The sequence below is a fragment of the Streptomyces sp. NPDC000151 genome (genome assembly GCF_040301705.1).
GTDB lineage: Bacteria > Actinomycetota > Actinomycetes > Streptomycetales > Streptomycetaceae > Streptomyces.
In genome coordinates this window covers 1-15,460 of sequence record NZ_JBEPFC010000168.1, presented here as the reverse complement: position 1 = coordinate 15,460, position 15,460 = coordinate 1, and the positions used below count along the sequence as shown (strand labels likewise).

Sequence of the window (15,460 nt, the reverse complement as noted above, 5' to 3'; positions counted from 1 at the left end):
CAGGCGGACCCGACCGGATGGGCGGCGGCCAGCCGCGCGGCGAAGGCGCGGCCCCGGTCGCGGTTGCGGCGCACCCGGCGCAGCGCGGGCGCCGCGGGGTCGCCGCCGCCCGCGAGCCAGCCCGCGAGCGCGCCTTCGGTACGGGCGGCCGGCGCGCCCGCGATGCCGGTGATCTCCCCGGCCGCGTACACGCCCGGGCAGCTGGTCAGCTGGTCGCCGTCGACGGCCACGAACTCGCCGGCCGGGGACCGCAGCAGCGCGCAACCCGCGGCGAGCGGCAGCTCCAGTTGCGGGCTGAAGCCGTGGCCGACGCAGAGCGCGTCCACGGCGACGGTCACCTCGCTGCCCGGGACCACCGACCAGTCGGGGCGCAGCCGCGCGGTGACCGCCTCCTCGACGCGGCCGTCCCCGCGCGCCTCGATGACGCTCCGGCCCATCCGGTACGGGACGCGGTGGCGGGCCAACAGGGTGGTGTACTTGGCGAGTTCGGCGGCCTTGCCGGGCTGCTCCGCCAGTTCCCAGGGGCGGCGCGCCCAGCCGCGGGCGACGGTCGCCGCCGGGTTCGCCTCCAGGACCGCCCGCACCCCGGCGCCCGCCTCCAGCAGCGCGGCGGCGACGGGGAGCAGGAAAGGGCCGCTGCCCGCGAGCAGCACGTCGTCGCCGATGACCAGCCGCTCCCCCTTGGCGAGCGCCTGCGCCGCGCCGGCCGCGTACACGCCGGGCAACTCCCAGCCGGGGAAGGGGAGTACCCGGTCGTGGGCGCCGGGGGCGAGGACCAGCGCGTCGGGGGCGAGGGTGCGGCGCGGCCGGTCCGTGCCGTCGGCGGGGCCGGTCAGGGTGTGGACGAGGGGCGGGCCGGGCCGCCCGGGCTCCGGCCGCTCCAGCGCCCAGACCGCGGTCTCGGCCAGCCAGGTGCAGCGCGGGTGGCCGAGGACGCGGCGTTGGAGGGCGTCGAACGCGGCCCACCCGTGGTGCAGCCGCCCCGGCCGGGCGGCGCCGTACTCCTCGGGCAACATGCGGTGGTACTGGCCTCCGGGCCGTTCGGCCGTGTCGAGGAGGGTGACGGCAGCCCCGGCGGCCAGCGCGGAGGCGGCCGCGGCCAGCCCGGCGGGACCGGCGCCGACCACTACTACCTGACGATGCGTCATGCGCCCTCCCCCGCCGCGTCGCCGACTGCCGGTCCGTCCGACCGAGTCCGGTCCGACCGGCTCTGGGTGGTCACCACGTCCCCGTCCGCCGCCCGGCGCCGGCAGGCCCGTACGTCGGACGCGCCGTTGACGGTCAGTACGCAGTCGAAGCACACGCCGATGCCGCAGAACACCCCGCGCGGGGCGCCCGAGCGCGCCGTGCGCCAGGAGGTGCGGCCGGCCGCGAGCAGTACGCCGGCGATGCTCTGGCCCGCGATGCCGGTGACCGGCTCGCCGTCCACGGTGATGCGCAGCGGCCGCTCGGGCCGCCGCCCGGTGGCGTCGGCCGCGGCGCGGATCAGTCGGGGGCTCATGCGCTCTCCTCACTCGGGGCCGGTGTCCCCAGTACGGCGGGGCGGTCCACCCGGAACGGGGCGGGGTCCATCTCCGGTGCGGCGCCGCGCACCAGGTCGCGCAGCAGGCGGGCGGTGCCGAGCGAGAGGCCGATGCCGGCGCCCTCGTGGCCGGTCGCGTGCCACAGCCCCGGCAGCCGCGGGTCGGCGCCGATGACGGGCAGGTGGTCGGGTACGTACGGGCGGAAGCCGCCGTAGGCGCGCATGACGGGCACGTCGGCGAGGCCGGGGAAGAGCCGGAGCGCCTTGGCGGCGACGGCGGACAGCACCTCGGGGCGCAGCCGGTCGTCGAAGCCGGTGCGGCGGCGGGAGGAGCCGAGCAGCACGCTGCCGCCGCGGGTGGCCTCGACGACGGCCGAGGTCTGCAGGTCCTCGGCGCTGCTGCCGACGGCGCCCACGTAGTCGGCGTCGTAGACCTTGTGGAAGACGGTGGGCGGCAGCGGTGCGGTGACGAGGATGTCGCCGCGGCGGGGGCGGACGTCGACGGGGGCGCCGAGGCGCGCTGCGAGCCGCCTGGACCAGGGGCCGGCCGCGTTCACGAAGAGGTCGGCGGCCAGGTCGCCTTCGGAGGTACGGACGGCGGTGAGGCGGCCGCCTCTGGTGCGGGCGCCGAGGACGTCGCAGCCGGTGCGCAGCGTGGCGCCGTGCGCGAGGGCATCGCCGAGCAGCGCGGCGGCCGCGGCGGCGGGCTGCACCTGGGCGTCCTCGGGGTAGTGCAGGGCCGCGGCGTGGTCGCGGGTGACGTGCGGTTCGGCCGCGGCGAGTGCGGCGGCGTCCAGGGGGTCGGCCCGTACTCCGGCCCCGCGCTGGTCGGCGGCGAAGCGGGTCAGTTCCTTGGCACCCCCTTCCGTGGTGGCGACGACAATGCCGCCCTTGGGGTCCCACTCGACGGCGCGTACGGCGTCGGCGGCGCGGGGCGAGCGCCCGGCGACGGCGGCCAGCGTTTCGGGCCACAGCCGGCGGGAGAGCTGGGCGAGTTCCAGCTCGGGCCCCGGGCCCTTGTCGGAGACGAGGACGTTGCCCTCGCCGTGTGCGGTGGTCGCCTCGGCGGCGCCGCCCCGGTCCACGACGGTCACCTGGAAGCCGCCGTCCAGGGCCAGTTCGCGTGCGCAGGCCGCGCCGACGATCCCGGCGCCGAGGACCACGACCCGCGTTCTGTTCATCGACCGCATTGGCCGCTCCTTCGTTCGCTTTACCGAACGATGCGAGGCTAGAAGCGGGCCGGGGGAAGGTCAATGGAAGTAACACGAAAATGCCGCGGAATTGATCTGACGCAGCATCAGTGCCGGCGGCCGGGCGCCGCTGTCAGGTGTGCGGGCCGAGTACCGGGTGCGCGTCGCCGTCCGCGGGCCGCACGCCCGCCCGGTACTGGAGGAGCAGCACCGAGCGGACCGGGCCGCCCAGCGCCGTGTAGGCGTGCGGCCGCGAGGCATCGAAGCCGACGTAGTCGCCGGGGCCGAGCTCGATGTGCTCGCCGTCCACGTCCACGGCCAGCCGTCCGGCCTGCACGACGGTGTGCTCGGTGCCGACATGGCCCAGCGAGTTCTGCCGGGCGCCCTCGCGTACCTGCTGGTCGTACACCTCGAAGCCGGCCTCGCCGAGCTCGAAGCGGCGCAGCGGCCGCAGGTCGACCGCTTCGCCGCTGAGCACCTCGACGTCGGCGGCGCGCACCACGGTCGGGCCGTCGGCCGGGAGGGTGTCCAGCAGTCCGGAGATCGGCACCTCCAGCGCGCGCGAGAGGCTGAACACCGTCTCGATGGTGGGGTTTCCGGTGCCGGACTCCAGCTGCGACAGCGTGGCCTTGCCGATCCTGGAGCGCCGGGACAGCTCGGAGAGCGAGAGTCCCCGCCGCGTCCTGGCGCGCTTCAGGTTCGCCGCCAGCATGTCCCGGATCGAGCCCTCGGGAGCGCTCACCCTTCCCGCCTTCCGCCGCGGCGCGTCCTCACGCCTGTTCCGTTCACCGAACGTCGCTTCCGTGCGCACCGTTCGCTTTGCCGAACAGTTTACGGAGTGACGCGAGGACCGGAAGAGGACTGCACGGGGATTGCAAGGGCGCCGCGAGGGCATGGCGAGGGGGCCGCGAATCAGCCAGGAACCACCGACCGCTCTGTGCCACTGCGTCCCCCTTCGCCCCGGCCGGAACCGCCGGAACTCCCGAGGAGACGTTTCACACAGCGGCCGCCTCGCCCTGCGCGGCGGCCGGCGGCATGGGGCCCGCCGACGAGCCGCCGTCCACCGCGATCTCGGCGCCGGTCAGATAGCCGGAGGAGTCCGAGGCGAGGAAGGCCACCAGGCCCGCCACGTCGTTCGGCAGGCCGATGCGGCCCAGCGCGACGCCCGGGTGGGCGCCGGACTCCGGCATGGCCGCGACCTCGGCGACCATCGGGGTGTCGATGACGCCCGGGTGCACGGAGTTGACCCGGATGCCGTACTGGCCCAGCTCCAGTGCGGCGATCTTCGTCAGGCCGCGCAGCCCCCACTTGGAGGCGCCGTAGCCGCCCGTACGGGGGATGCCGGTGAGACCGCCCACGGAGGAGATGTTGACGATGGAGCCGCCGCCGGCCCGCACCATCGCGTCCTGGACCGCCTTGATGCCGAGGAACGGGCCGACGAGGTTGATCCGCAGCGTGCGCTCGAAGTTCTCCACCGACTCGTCGGCCAGCGGCATCGAGCGGAACACGCCCGCGTTGTTGATCAGTACGTCCACCCCGCCGAAGGTCTCGACCGCGGTGGCCACCACGGCCTTCCAGCCCGCCTCGTCCGTGACGTCGAGGTGGACGTAGCGCGCCGCCTCGCCGATCTCGTCGGCGACCCGCTTCCCGGGCTCGTCCAGCACGTCGGCCAGGACCACCCGCCCGCCGAGCCGGGCGAAGAGCCGGGCCTCGGCTTCTCCCTGGCCGCGGGCCGCACCCGTGATGATCGCGGTCTTGCCTTCGAGCGTGAGCACCGGGTCTTCCTCCATCACCTCGTCCAACGGCCTTTCAATCAGCCATATGACAAGTAGTCAGGTCAAGAGCTCGACGCCACATAATGACCTCATGTTCGATCACCACGCCCTGCGCGCTTTCTGTCTGGAATTCAATGGCTCGGCCGAGGAGTTCCCCTTCCCCGGCAACCCCGACGTGGCGGTCTACAAGGTGGGCGGGAAGATCTTCGCGCTCTCTTCGCTGGACGCCGCCGACCCGCTCACCGTCAGCCTGAAGTGCGACCCCGACGAGGCGGTCCGGCTGCGCGCCGCGCACCCCGAGATCGTCCCCGGGTACCACCTGAACAAGCGGCACTGGAACACCGTCTCGCTCACCGGCGGGCTGCCGGACCGCCTGGTCCGCGAGCTGATCGAGGACTCCTACGACCTGGTCGTCGCGGGCCTGCCCCGCGCGGTACGGCTCCGGCTCGACCGCCCCTGAGAAGCCTTGAGGCGGCGGACGGGCCCGGGCGGCGGTGACCGCGCTCGGGGGCCTGCTGGCCGAGGGGCTGACGGCCTCGGACTACCGGGACGGCTGCCCGGTCGCCACCGTCGTCCATGCCGTCGCCGACCGGGTCGGCACGCTGATCGAAGCACAGCTCACGGCACCCACCGTCGGAGGGGCAGCATGAAGATCGGGGACAGCCCGAAGATCGGGGGTGGCATGAAGATCGGGGGCAGCATGAAGATCCATCACCTCAACTGCGGCTCGATGACGACCATCGAGGCGACCTACCACGGGCCGCGGCCGCTGCCCGTCGTCTGCCACTGTCTGCTCGTCGAGACGGAAGCGGACGGACTGGTCCTCGTCGAGACCGGGCTGGGCACAGCGGACGTACAGCGCCCGCAGGACACCCTGGACCAGGAGTGGCAGGAGCTGGCGGCGCCCGCACTGGACCCCGCGGAGCCCGCCGTGCGGCAGGTCGAGCGGCTCGGTTACCGGGCCGAGGACGTCCGGCACATCGCGGTGACCCATCTCGACGTGGACCACACCGGAGGGCTGCCCGACTTCCCCGCGGCGCGGGTGCATGTGCGGGCCGACGAGCTGGCGGCGGCCGCGGCGGAAGCCCCCAGCCTCCGGTACCGCCCCGCCCACTGGGCGCACGGCCCGCGCTGGGAGACGTACGCGGCGGGTGGCGGCGACACCTGGGCCGGCTTCGCCGGCGTGCGCGAACTGGCGGGCCTGGGCGGCGACTTCCTGCTCGTACCGCTGGGCGGGCACAGCGCGGGGCACGCCGGGATCGCCGTGCGCGACGGGGACCGGTGGCTGCTGCACGCCGGGGACGCCTACTTCTACCACCTGGAGATCGCCGCGGAGGCCCCGTCCTCGCATCCGTTGATGGACTTCATCCAGCTTGACGCACAGGTGGACGCGGAGCTGCGGATCGCCAACCAGCGGCGGCTGGCCGAGGCCGCGCGCGCAGCGGAGATCACGGTGCTCAACGCGCACGACCCGTGGACGTTCCTACGCCTGGCCGGATGAGCCGCCGGACAGCTCCGCCGCCAGCCGGTCGCGGAGTTCGATCTTGCGGACCTTGCCGCTGACCGTCATCGGGAAGGACTCCAGGATGTCGAGGTGGCGCGGCACCTTGTAGTGCGCGAGCCGGTCGCGGCAGTAGTCGGCCAGCTCCTGCTGGGTCAGGGTGTCGGCCGGGTCCTTGAGGATGACGCAGGCCGCGATCTCCTCGCCGTACTTCTCGTCCGGCACGCCGACCACCTGCACGTCCGCGATCTTCGGGTGTCCGTACAGGAACTCCTCGATCTCCCGCGGATAGACGTTCTCACCGCCCCTGATGATCATGTCCTTGATCCGGCCGACGATCCGCAGATAGCCGTCGTCGTTCATGACCGCCAGGTCCCCCGTGTGCATCCAGCCCTCGGAGTCGATGACCTCGGCCGTGCGCTCGGGCTCCTCCCAGTAGCCGAGCATCACGCTGTACGCGCGGGTGCACAGCTCGCCGGGCTCGCCGCGCGGCACGGTGTCGCCGGTCACCGGGTCGACGACCCGCACCTCGACGTGCGGCAGCACCCGGCCGACCGTCTCCGTGCGGTGCTCCAGGTCGTCGTCGCGGCGGGTCTGGGTGGAGACCGGCGAGGTCTCGGTCATGCCATAGCAGATGGAGACCTCGGCCATGTGCATCTCGGCGACCACCCGCTTCATGACCTCCACCGGACAGGGCGAGCCCGCCATGATGCCGGTGCGCAGCGAACTCAGATCGTACGAGGCGAAGTCGGGAAGGTTCAGCTCGGCGATGAACATCGTCGGCACCCCGTAGAGGGACGTGCAGCGCTCCTGCTGGACGGCGCGCAGGGTCGCGGCCGGGTCGAAGGCGGGGGCCGGGATGACGGAGCAGGCGCCGTGCGAAGTGATCGCGAGGTTTCCCATGACCATGCCGAAACAGTGGTAGAAGGGCACCGGCAGGCAGACCCGGTCCGCTTCCGTGTAACCGACCGTCTCGCCCACCCAGTAACCGTTGTTGAGGATGTTGCGGTGCGAGAGGGTGGCGCCCTTGGGGAAGCCGGTCGTGCCCGAGGTGTACTGGATGTTGATCGGGTCGTCCGGGTCGAGCGTCGCGGCGATCTCCGCGACCCGGGCGGCCGGGACCGCGGTACCGGCGGCCAGCAGCTCCTCCCAGCTGGGGTCGGCGATGTACACGACCTCCCGGAGCCGGGCGGCGTCCGCGCGCACCTCCGCCACCATCCGCCGGTAGTCGCTGGTCCTGTGCGTGACCGCGGAGACCAGCACCTCGACGCCGGACTGATTCAGCACGTACGCCAGCTCGTGCACCCGGTAGGCCGGGTTGATGTTGACCATGACGGCGCCGATGCGGGCCGTGGCGTACTGGACCAGCGTCCACTCGGGGCAGTTGGGCGCCCAGATGCCCACCCGGTCGCCCTTGCCCACCCCCTTGGCGAGCAGTCCGCGTGCCACCTCGTCCACGGCCCGCCCGAACTGCTCGTACGTCCACCGCCGCCCGCCGGCCACGTCCACCATCGCCTCGCGGTCGCCGAACCGCTCGATGGCCAGCTCCAGGTCGGCGCCGATGGTGCGGTCCAGCAGCGGACGGCCGCGCTCGCCGCTCTCGTAGGACAGCGGACGGCCGTCCGGCGCCGTGGTCTTCTCCGGAACGCTCATCGGTGGTCCTCCTCGCGGTACTCGGCGAACTCCCACTGCACGTCGTCCCAAGCACACCGCGTACGTGCCTGCTGCAACATGGCGCCAAGCATGCCCTGAGGGTCTCTCCCTCGCCTACCCTTACGCGCCGCGAAGATCGCAGCCGCGCACCCGGCCCGGCGGAAGACCGCGGTGGCGAGGGGGAATTCGAGGCTTTCAGGGGCGCACGGTGCCCAGCATGCGCCGTGGAATAAACGGCTCCAGCGGCATTCGCACTCATAAAGGTGAATGGAGTGACCAGCCCTCGCCGACCCATGGTGGCCATGCCCATGATGTGCCCGTCCTCGCGCCTCCCCGCAGTCTCCGAGCCCGTGCCCAGCGGGCCGCTGCGCCATGCGCGAAGACACGAGGAGAGACGTTGTCGCAGCAGCAGGGTGCGCAGGCGGAGCAGGCCATCGGCGCGTTCACCATCGCAGATCCGCTGTCCGCCGCACCGGCCGGGCCGGTCGAGGTGCCGGAGCCGGACGAGCAGTGGTTACTTCCGAACGGCTTCGCCCACGTCTACTACGCCGAGGGCCGCCAGCAGCTCGAGAAGCCGGTCATCATGGCCGACGGATTCAACCTCGGCAAGAGCGACCTCAAGTGGCTGTACGCGGGCCTGGAAGCCGACTTCCCGCTGATCAGCAGGGTGCGTCAGGCGGGCAGGGATGTCATCCTGCTCGGCTTCGACGAGCGCACCTCGTCCATCGTGGACAACGCCGGGACCGCGGTGGCCGCCATCATGGAGGCCATCACCCGGCGGGCGGGGGACAGCCCGCTGGCGGTCGGCGGTTTCAGCATGGGCGGCCTGATCACCCGCTATGCGCTGGCCAAGCTGGAAATGCAACGCATGGATCACCAGACCGCGCTCTACTTCTCCTACGACACCCCGCACCGCGGCGGCGTCATCCCCGTCGGCCTCCAGGCGTTCTCCCACTTCATCCCGCTGGCCAACGACTTCGCGCGGCAGATGAACAGCCCCGCCGCCCGGCAGATGCTCTGGCGCCACTACGACAGCAAGACCGGTGAGATCCGGGTGGACCCCCTGCGCGAGCAGTTCCTGGCGGACTTGCGGAGGCTCGGCGACTGGCCGCGGCGTCCCCGCCTCATCGCCGTGGCCAACGGCCGCGGCGACGGCATCGGGCTGCCCGACGTCCCGCCCGGTGAGGTCGCGCTGAAGGTCGACCGCATCTACCCCGGCACGACCTTCCACACCCAGGCCCAGGGCAGCAAGGTCACCGCCGCCCAGCTGTACCGCAAGTTCCCGCAGGCCGAGAAGACCATCACCACCGATGGCTTCCCCGAGCTCGACGGCGCCCCCGGCGGCACCCTGAACTCGTACAAGATCCTGGCCGACATGCTGAAGAAGTTCGGCGCCGAGGTGGACCTCCGCCACGAGCACCTCTGCTTCGTCCCCTCGGTCAGCGCGGTCGCGGTCCGCGACATCGACGCCCAGAAGGACCTCTACGCGGACATCAGCAGCATGGGTCCGGACGAGAGCGAGCTGGACGAGTACTTCTGCTCGCCCACGACCACCGGACACACGGAGATCACCGAAGAACTGTGCACGTGGCTGCTGGAGCGGCTGCCGTAGGCACCCATCCGGCAAGGTCAGTTGGTCGCTGTCGGCGCCGAGGTGTCGATCGCCAGTGACACGGCGAGCGCGCCGAGCACCGTCCCCATCATGTAGCGCTGCGCCTTGAGCCAGGAGGCGCGGCGCGCGAGGAACGCGGCGATGGCGCCGGCCGCGAGCACGATGGCCAGGTTGACGGCGACGCTGACCACGATCTGGACCGAGCCGAGCAGCAGGCCCTGGAACAGCACATGGCCGCCCTTCAGGTCGATGAACTGAGGGATGAGGGACAGGTACATGATGGCGATCTTCGGGTTGAGCAGGTTCGTCATCAGGCCCATCATGAACAGCTTGCGCGGCGAGTCGTGCGGGACGTCCTGCGGGTCGAAGGCCGAGAGGCCGCCCGGCCTCAGGGCGTTCCACGCGAGGTAGGCGAGATAGGCGGCGCCGGCCAGCTTCACGGCGAAGTACAGCTCGGGTACGGCGATGAAGAGGACCGACAGGCCCAGGTTCGCGGCCAGCAGATAGATCATGAATCCCAGGGCGACCCCGCCGAGCGAGACGATGCCGGCCCGCCGGCCCTGCGTGATGCTGCGGGACACGAGATAGACCATGTTCGGGCCCGGCGTGAGCACCATTCCGAGGGACACCGCGACGACCCCGAGGATCCCGCTCATTTCCACCATGAAAACCCCTCATTGTGCGCTCAATTGTCAGCGCCATGCCAGCGCAATGCCCTGAGCGTATTGCTCGCCAATCCTCGATGCAATATCCCCTATTGCACTCGGTGCAATTCCGTGGTTGGGTGGCGCGGCCAGAGGAAGGGCGGGAGCGAGCAAGGGGAGAGCCGTGCAGGACTACCAGAGCGTCGCCGACGCCGTGGCCGGGGAGATCGCGTCGGGCGCCCTCCGGCCGGGCGACCGGCTGCCCCCGCAGCGCCGGTTCGCGCAGCAGTACGGCATCGCCAACTCCACCGCGGCGCGCGTCTATCAGGAACTGGCCCGCCGCGGCCTCACGGTGGGCGAAGTGGGCCGCGGCACGTTCGTCCGCGCGGCCCCCCGCCCCGCCGCCCCGGCGCTCACCGAACCCGCGCTGAGCCGGGTCGACCTGGAGCTCAACTACCCGGTGGTGCCCGAGCAGGCCGCGCTGCTGGCCGAGGGCCTCGGCGGGATGCTGCGGCACGACGTCCTGGAGCACGCGTTGCGACCGATCGGCGCCGCGGGCGTTCCGGCCGTACGGGAGTCCGCCGCCGAGCTGCTCGCCCGCGGGGGCTGGCGCCCCGACCCGGCGCACGTACTGTTCGCGGGAAACGGGCGGCAGGCCATCTCGGCCGTCCTCACCGCCCTGGTGCCGCCGGGCGCCCGGCTCGGCGTCGAGCAGCTGACGTACCCGGTGATCAAGGCCATCGCCACGCGCCTCGACATCACCCTGGTCCCGCTGGCCATGGACGAGCACGGGCTGGTCCCGGAAGCCGTGGCGGAGGCCCACCGCGCGGGCCCGCTGCACGCCGTCTACGTACAGCCGACGCTGCACAATCCGCTGTCGCTCACCATGCCCAGCGAGCGGGTGGAGCAACTGGCCGACGTACTACGGCGGTTGGGGATCACCGCGGTCGAGGACAGCATCTGGGCCTTCCTCCGTGACGAGCTCCCGCCGCTCGCCGCCTTCGCCCCCGAGCGCACCGTTCTCGTCGACAGCCTGTCCAAGCGCATCGCCCCCGGCCTGACCCTGGGGTTCGTGACGGCCCCCGGCTCCCTGGCCGGCGCCATCGCCACCGCGCTGCGCTCTGGGGGCTGGGCCCCCGCGCGCTTCGCCCTGGAGGCGGCCGCCCGCTGGCAGCGGGACGGCACCGTGCAGACGCTCGTACGGGCCAAGCAGCGGGAAGCCGCCGTACGCCAGGAGATCGCGGCCGGGCACCTGGACGGCTTCACGGTCCGCAGCGACCCGCGCTCGTACCACTGCTGGTGGGAGCTGCCCCGGCCGTGGCGCGCCGACACCTTCGTCGCCGCCGCCGCGCGCCATGGCATCGGCGTGGCGCCGGCCGCCGCGTTCGCCGTCGGCGGCAACCACTCCCCCAACGCGGTCCGGCTCGGCCTCGCCTCGCCACGGCCCGAGGTGCTGTCCCAGGCACTGGCCACACTCGCCGACCTGGCCCGCTCCGCGCCGGACGATCTCGTCACGGCCTGAGCTCGAGTTTTAAGTGCTGGGAGTCGTCAGACGAAGAAGGCGTTCATCCCGGGCACGTCGGAGAGATACGTCTCGATACTCGCGATCTTTCCGTCGCGGAGCCGGCAGACCGTGGCCAGGTATTCGTCCAGCACGGCGTCCTCCCGGCGCGCGGTGTTGTGCAGGGAGAGCGCCATGTTCTCCCTGCTGACCAGAAGGTGCAGCAGCTCGAAGTCGAGGCCGTACGAGGCGATCCGCCGAGCACGCTCCACCACCGCGTCGGCGCCATCGGCTGTGCCGGAGATGGTGTTGTCGCCGGGCAGGGTCCAAGTGGCGTCGTCGTGCAACAGGGCCCGGATGCCGTCCCAGTCGCCCGAGACGAGGGCTTGGTGGAAGCTGCGCCCGAGGGCGAGGGTGGCTTCGTTGGTGGACATGACATTCCCTTCAGAGCTCTAAAGCAGTGACCTCCGCTTTAGTGTGACCGTAAGCGCCCTGCCCACTAAGGCGCAACTCTTTGCTTTAGGATGGAGGGGTGAACGCTGACGCATCGACGAAGCGACCCGGCGGCCGCAGCGCCCGCGTCCGTGCCGCCGTGCACAGCGCCGCGGTCGCGCTGGTGAGCGAGCGCGGCGCCGACCAGGTGACCCTCCCCGCCGTGGCCGAGCGCGCGGGGGTCAACTCCAGCACCCTCTACCGGCGCTGGGGTTCGCTCGCCGCGCTCCTGGCCGACGTCGCCAAGTACCGCGGCGACGTCGGCGCGCCCCCGCTCGTCGGCGACCTGCGCACCGACCTGGAGAACCAGGCGATCTGGACGCTGGCGGAGCTCTCCCGGCCCGGTGGCATCGCGTTCTTCCGCGCCGAGGTTGCGCCCGACGTCGACGAGCGGCACGAGGGACTGCGCGAGTGCCTGGACAGGGTCAGCGAGCGCTTCCGCCCCGTTCTCGACACGGCGCGGGAGCGTGGCGACGTACCCCCGCCCCCGTCCTTGGAGCAGGTGCTGGACCGAATCATCGCGCCGCTCTACTTTCGGGTGGTCTTCTCGATTCCCGGTACGGACGAGGCGTACGTCCGCGAACTCGTCGCGGGGTTCATCGGGGAGCCTCCCGCTTGAGCCGTGGCCGTCGACCGGCTCCTCGCTCTCACGGCGCGGAGCCGGCACGGTCAGCCGGCCGGCTCCCCCGCACGTGCCTCCGTTCCGCCGGCGCGCGCCGCACCGGCACCGCCGAGACCGCTGCCAGTACGGCCAGGAGCACGGTGAGTCCGAGGCCTACGAGGTCGAGCGGCCCGCCCCACGCCGCCTCCGAGAGGTAGGTGACTCCGGGCAGCGTCGTCAGGATCGTCATGGCGACCCTCGGATCGGCGCGCTGCAGGCCCACTTGGAGCACGAACAGCGGTGCCGTCACCGCGGTGGCCCCGATCAGGGGCAGCAGACCGACCGGGACACCGCTCTCCTCCGGGGTCGCCGCCTGGAGGAGGTACAGCGCTCCCGCACCCAGGTAGGTCAGGTGGAAGCGGTGTGCGGTGACGGTGACGGGGTCCACGCCGAGACGGCCGAGCGCTTTCGACGCCAGCGCCAGCCCCGAGGCTCCGGCCCCGGCGACGACTGCGAGCACGACGCCCGCCAGGACAGGCCAGTGCACATGGTCCAGATCCGTCAGCCGCCAGGCGAGCGCGCCGCCCACGAGGGCGAGCCCGGCGGCGTGCAGCCACGTACGGCGGGTGGGCCGTGCCCCGAAGCCGCCGGGGAGCAACTGCAGCCCGGCCAGCGCCAGCGGGCCGAGGGCCGTCTCGATGCCGCTGGCGAGCGTCGCCGGAATCCACGCGAGGGCGACGTAGAAACTCAGGAAGGTGACGGCCGTGAGGAGATTGACCACCAGCAGGAGCTGCCGTACCCGGCGGCGTTCCGGTCGCGGTGCGGTCCGGGAGGCCGCACCGCGCCACCGCCGGATCAGCAGCAGGCAGGAGAAGAAGGCCGCCGCCATGGCGAAACCGACTCCGGACAGCAGCAGGCTGCCGCTCGGCGTGAGCCGTCCCGACAGATAGCCGAAGCAGCCGGCCTGCAGCAGTACGGACAGCAGGATCAGCAGCGCGGACATCTCAGTCCCCTGCGGGACGCAGGCGGAAGAAGTCGCCGCTGTCCTCGATCTCGTGCAGCGTCTCCAGCACGCTTTCGAGCAGCTGCGCGTCCTCGTGGACGAGGTAGGCGATGCCGCAGGCGCCGGTCGTCAGATAGCGGTCGCGCACGGGCTCGCCGACCACCGGCAGCCGGGCGATGCTGTGGAAGCCGGGCATGCGGCGCAGCACGCGCAGCCCGTCGAGCGCCTCCAGTACGCCGTCGGCGTGCGGCCGCAGCAGTACCTTGGCCACCGTACGGGCCGGGGCGTACGGCAGGTCGAAGCGCCGCTGGAACTCGTCGGGGCGCAGCACGCGTTCCGCGGTGAGGTGCTGGTGGCTGTAGCCGAACGCGGCGTGGTAGGGGTCCGGTGCGAGCGACGGACCCATGACCCGTGAGTTGACCTCGACCAGGCGGGGGCCTTCCGGCGTCAGCATGACTTCGGTGTGGGCGGCGCCCTCGCGGATTCCCAGCGCGTCGAGGCAGCTGAGCACATAGTCCACGAGTTCCTGTTCCGGGCCGGACAGGGAGCCGCGCGAGATGATGTGGCGCAGCATCGGTGCGTTGTCGACGCGGTCGATGCGCTCGGCGTAGAGCTCGGTCAGCAGGTGCCGGCCACCCATGCTGACGGTGTTGACGATGTACTGGACGCCGTTGAGGCACTGCTGGACGACGACCTCGTTGTTGGTGCTGCCCATGAGGTTGGTCGCGCCCGTGACCTGGCGGAAGGCCGCGCGCGCTGTGTCCCGGTCGGGGCAGAGGGTGCAGCCGTCGCTGCCCGCGCTGTCGAGCGGCTTGACGACCAGGGGGTAGTCGTCCCAGTCGTCGAGGATCTTGTCGAGTTCGGGCTCCGATGTGACGGTCACGGTGCGGGCGTGCGGCAGGCCGGCCGCCTTCAGGGCCTGGATCATGAGGTACTTGTCCCGCCTGGCGGCGCGCCGCGCGGGGTCGTGATGCGGCGTCCCGAGCAGTTCGGCGAGCTCGTCGGCGAGAGTGACCCCGTACTCGCTGGCCGCCATGACGGTGTCGACGCCCAGCCGGGACAGCTGCTCCGCCGCCGGTGCCACGGCGGCCGGCCCGTCGATCAGGAGCCGGAAGGGGTGCGGGTCGGCCTCGTGGGCGGCGCGCTGGCCGGCGCTGTAGACGTGGACGCAGCTGCCTCCCTCCTCCTCGAAGGCGGCGGCCAGTTCGGCGCCGGTGGAGACGGGGTTCACCAGGGCAATCACAGTGCGTCCTTTCGCGCGGCGGAGGTCGCCGGTACGAGGGTGGGGGCGGCGCCCGCTCGGACACCGTCGGAGGGAAGGGGTTCACCGGCCAGGGCCGAGACGACGAGGCCGGCGTGCTGGGCGGCTGCCCGCAGGTAGTTGACGATCGGGAAACGGGCGCCGGCCGTCGCGCCGAGGGCCCAGATCCTCTCGGGCGCCCCGGTCCGTGCCCCAAGGCCGCGGGAGATGCGCAGGTCGGGCCCCACCTCGACGGCCCGGTGGCCGGGGGCTTCGGCGGGCGCTCCGATGTGCAGGCTCGCGTCGGGGCCCACTGTCAGGGCGGGCGGCCGGAATCCCGTGGCGCAGACGATCCAGTCGTAGCGTTCCTGGCGACCGTCGGGCCAGGTGACGGTCCAGCCGTCGCCCGCCGGGTCGGGGACGGCCCGGTACGGCTGCTCGTCGGCGACGGCCAGGAGACCCTCGTCCAGGTGGCGCAGCAGCAGCCGGGCGTTCGTGACCGGTATGGCGGAGATGAAGCGCGTGACCGTACGGCGGTGAGCGGCCAGCACGCGTTGTCGTACCGCGGCGGGCTGTTCGGACAGTACGGCGTTGAGCGCGTCGATCACTTCGGCGACGGTGTCCTGCCAGGGCAGCCGTCCGGCCTCGGCCAGCTCCGTGTCCCGCAGCAGGCGCCGGTGGGCGGCTCCGGCGTCGACGGCGGCGGGCCGCGCGGCGGCCGCCGGG

At 72.4% G+C, this 15,460-nt stretch carries 17 protein-coding genes; 6 read left to right on the top strand and 11 right to left on the bottom strand.

Going from position 1 to position 15,460, the window contains the following annotated elements; translation table 11 throughout:
- The 5 genes from ABT381_RS31065 to ABT381_RS31045 form a co-directional block, all read right to left on the bottom strand.
- A partial coding sequence (locus ABT381_RS31065; protein ID WP_351600061.1) for an NAD(P)/FAD-dependent oxidoreductase occupies nt 1–1,148 on the bottom strand: 1,148 nt, incomplete at its 3' end.
- A complete protein-coding gene (locus ABT381_RS31060) occupies nt 1,145–1,501 on the bottom strand; it encodes a (2Fe-2S)-binding protein (RefSeq protein ID WP_351600059.1) in 357 nt (118 codons plus the stop codon). The genes ABT381_RS31065 and ABT381_RS31060, both read right to left, overlap by 4 nt.
- Entirely contained in the window at nt 1,498–2,703 is a 1,206-nt protein-coding gene (locus ABT381_RS31055) for an NAD(P)/FAD-dependent oxidoreductase (RefSeq protein ID WP_351600057.1), read from the bottom strand. The genes ABT381_RS31060 and ABT381_RS31055 overlap by 4 nt, the downstream gene beginning before the upstream one ends.
- Before the next feature lie 142 nt (nt 2,704–2,845).
- A complete protein-coding gene (locus ABT381_RS31050) occupies nt 2,846–3,454 on the bottom strand; it encodes a helix-turn-helix domain-containing protein (RefSeq protein WP_351600055.1) in 609 nt (202 codons plus the stop codon).
- Between the two features lie 253 nt (nt 3,455–3,707).
- A complete protein-coding gene (locus ABT381_RS31045) occupies nt 3,708–4,487 on the bottom strand; it encodes a glucose 1-dehydrogenase (protein WP_351600053.1) in 780 nt (259 codons plus the stop codon).
- 91 nt (nt 4,488–4,578) lie between these two features.
- On the opposite strand from ABT381_RS31045, the gene ABT381_RS31040 reads away from it, so the two are divergent.
- From ABT381_RS31040 to ABT381_RS31030, 3 genes are read left to right on the top strand one after another with little or no spacing between them, the layout of a single operon-like run.
- Nucleotides 4,579–4,947: an MmcQ/YjbR family DNA-binding protein gene (locus tag ABT381_RS31040; protein WP_351600052.1), complete on the top strand. Its 369-nt coding sequence runs from the start codon at nt 4,579–4,581 to the stop codon at nt 4,945–4,947.
- Between the two features lie 34 nt (nt 4,948–4,981).
- Nucleotides 4,982–5,137, top strand: coding sequence for a hypothetical protein (locus ABT381_RS31035; RefSeq protein ID WP_351600051.1), 156 nt, complete (start codon nt 4,982–4,984; stop codon nt 5,135–5,137).
- Nucleotides 5,134–5,988, top strand: coding sequence for an MBL fold metallo-hydrolase (locus ABT381_RS31030; protein ID WP_351600049.1), 855 nt, complete (start codon nt 5,134–5,136; stop codon nt 5,986–5,988). Before ABT381_RS31035 ends, ABT381_RS31030 begins: the two co-directional genes overlap by 4 nt.
- On the opposite strand, the gene ABT381_RS31025 is transcribed toward ABT381_RS31030, so the two are convergent.
- Complete coding sequence (locus ABT381_RS31025; protein WP_351600047.1) at nt 5,971–7,641, bottom strand: AMP-binding protein; 1,671 nt, start codon at nt 7,639–7,641, stop codon at nt 5,971–5,973. The two genes, ABT381_RS31030 and ABT381_RS31025, sit on opposite strands and share 18 nt — an antisense overlap.
- Before the next feature lie 397 nt (nt 7,642–8,038).
- Here ABT381_RS31025 and ABT381_RS31020 point away from each other — a divergent pair, with 397 nt between their 5' ends.
- Complete coding sequence (locus ABT381_RS31020) at nt 8,039–9,253, top strand: esterase/lipase family protein (protein ID WP_351600045.1); 1,215 nt, start codon at nt 8,039–8,041, stop codon at nt 9,251–9,253.
- Nucleotides 9,254–9,270: 17 nt separating this feature from the next.
- Here ABT381_RS31020 and ABT381_RS31015 read toward each other — a convergent pair whose 3' ends face one another.
- Nucleotides 9,271–9,918: a LysE family translocator gene (locus ABT381_RS31015; RefSeq protein ID WP_351600043.1), complete on the bottom strand. Its 648-nt coding sequence runs from the start codon at nt 9,916–9,918 to the stop codon at nt 9,271–9,273.
- A gap of 163 nt (nt 9,919–10,081) precedes the next feature.
- Between ABT381_RS31015 and ABT381_RS31010 the strand changes: the two genes are divergently transcribed.
- Nucleotides 10,082–11,419, top strand: a complete 1,338-nt coding sequence (locus ABT381_RS31010) for an aminotransferase-like domain-containing protein (protein ID WP_351600041.1) — start codon at nt 10,082–10,084, stop codon at nt 11,417–11,419.
- Between the two features lie 26 nt (nt 11,420–11,445).
- Here ABT381_RS31010 and ABT381_RS31005 read toward each other — a convergent pair whose 3' ends face one another.
- Complete coding sequence (locus ABT381_RS31005; RefSeq protein WP_351600039.1) at nt 11,446–11,832, bottom strand: nuclear transport factor 2 family protein; 387 nt, start codon at nt 11,830–11,832, stop codon at nt 11,446–11,448.
- A 98-nt stretch (nt 11,833–11,930) separates the two neighbouring features.
- Here ABT381_RS31005 and ABT381_RS31000 point away from each other — a divergent pair, with 98 nt between their 5' ends.
- Nucleotides 11,931–12,509, top strand: a complete 579-nt coding sequence (locus ABT381_RS31000) for a TetR/AcrR family transcriptional regulator (RefSeq protein ID WP_351600037.1) — start codon at nt 11,931–11,933, stop codon at nt 12,507–12,509.
- Nucleotides 12,510–12,537: 28 nt separating this feature from the next.
- On the opposite strand, the gene ABT381_RS30995 is transcribed toward ABT381_RS31000, so the two are convergent.
- The 3 genes from ABT381_RS30995 to ABT381_RS30985 all read right to left on the bottom strand — a co-directional run.
- Nucleotides 12,538–13,494, bottom strand: a complete 957-nt coding sequence (locus ABT381_RS30995) for a DMT family transporter (RefSeq protein ID WP_351600036.1) — start codon at nt 13,492–13,494, stop codon at nt 12,538–12,540.
- Between the two features lies 1 nt (nt 13,495).
- Nucleotides 13,496–14,737, bottom strand: coding sequence for an ATP-grasp domain-containing protein (locus ABT381_RS30990; protein WP_351600034.1), 1,242 nt, complete (start codon nt 14,735–14,737; stop codon nt 13,496–13,498).
- On the bottom strand, nt 14,734–15,460 hold a 727-nt coding region (locus ABT381_RS30985; protein WP_502965726.1), incomplete at its 5' end, for an FAD/NAD(P)-binding protein. The genes ABT381_RS30985 and ABT381_RS30990, both read right to left, overlap by 4 nt.

Excerpts from the sequence above, each read along its gene's own strand:
- ABT381_RS31060 (WP_351600059.1), bottom strand. The coding sequence starts at position 1,501 with ATGAGCCCCCGACTGATCCGCGCCGCGGCCGACGCCACCGGGCGGCGG.
- ABT381_RS31055 (WP_351600057.1), bottom strand. The coding sequence starts at position 2,703 with ATGAACAGAACGCGGGTCGTGGTCCTCGGCGCCGGGATCGTCGGCGCG.
- ABT381_RS31040 (WP_351600052.1), top strand. The coding sequence starts at position 4,579 with ATGTTCGATCACCACGCCCTGCGCGCTTTCTGTCTGGAATTCAATGGC.
- ABT381_RS31030 (WP_351600049.1), top strand. The coding sequence starts at position 5,134 with ATGAAGATCGGGGACAGCCCGAAGATCGGGGGTGGCATGAAGATCGGG.
- ABT381_RS31025 (WP_351600047.1), bottom strand. The coding sequence starts at position 7,641 with ATGAGCGTTCCGGAGAAGACCACGGCGCCGGACGGCCGTCCGCTGTCC.
- ABT381_RS31015 (WP_351600043.1), bottom strand. The coding sequence starts at position 9,918 with ATGGTGGAAATGAGCGGGATCCTCGGGGTCGTCGCGGTGTCCCTCGGA.
- ABT381_RS31005 (WP_351600039.1), bottom strand. The coding sequence starts at position 11,832 with ATGTCCACCAACGAAGCCACCCTCGCCCTCGGGCGCAGCTTCCACCAA.
- ABT381_RS30995 (WP_351600036.1), bottom strand. The coding sequence starts at position 13,494 with ATGTCCGCGCTGCTGATCCTGCTGTCCGTACTGCTGCAGGCCGGCTGC.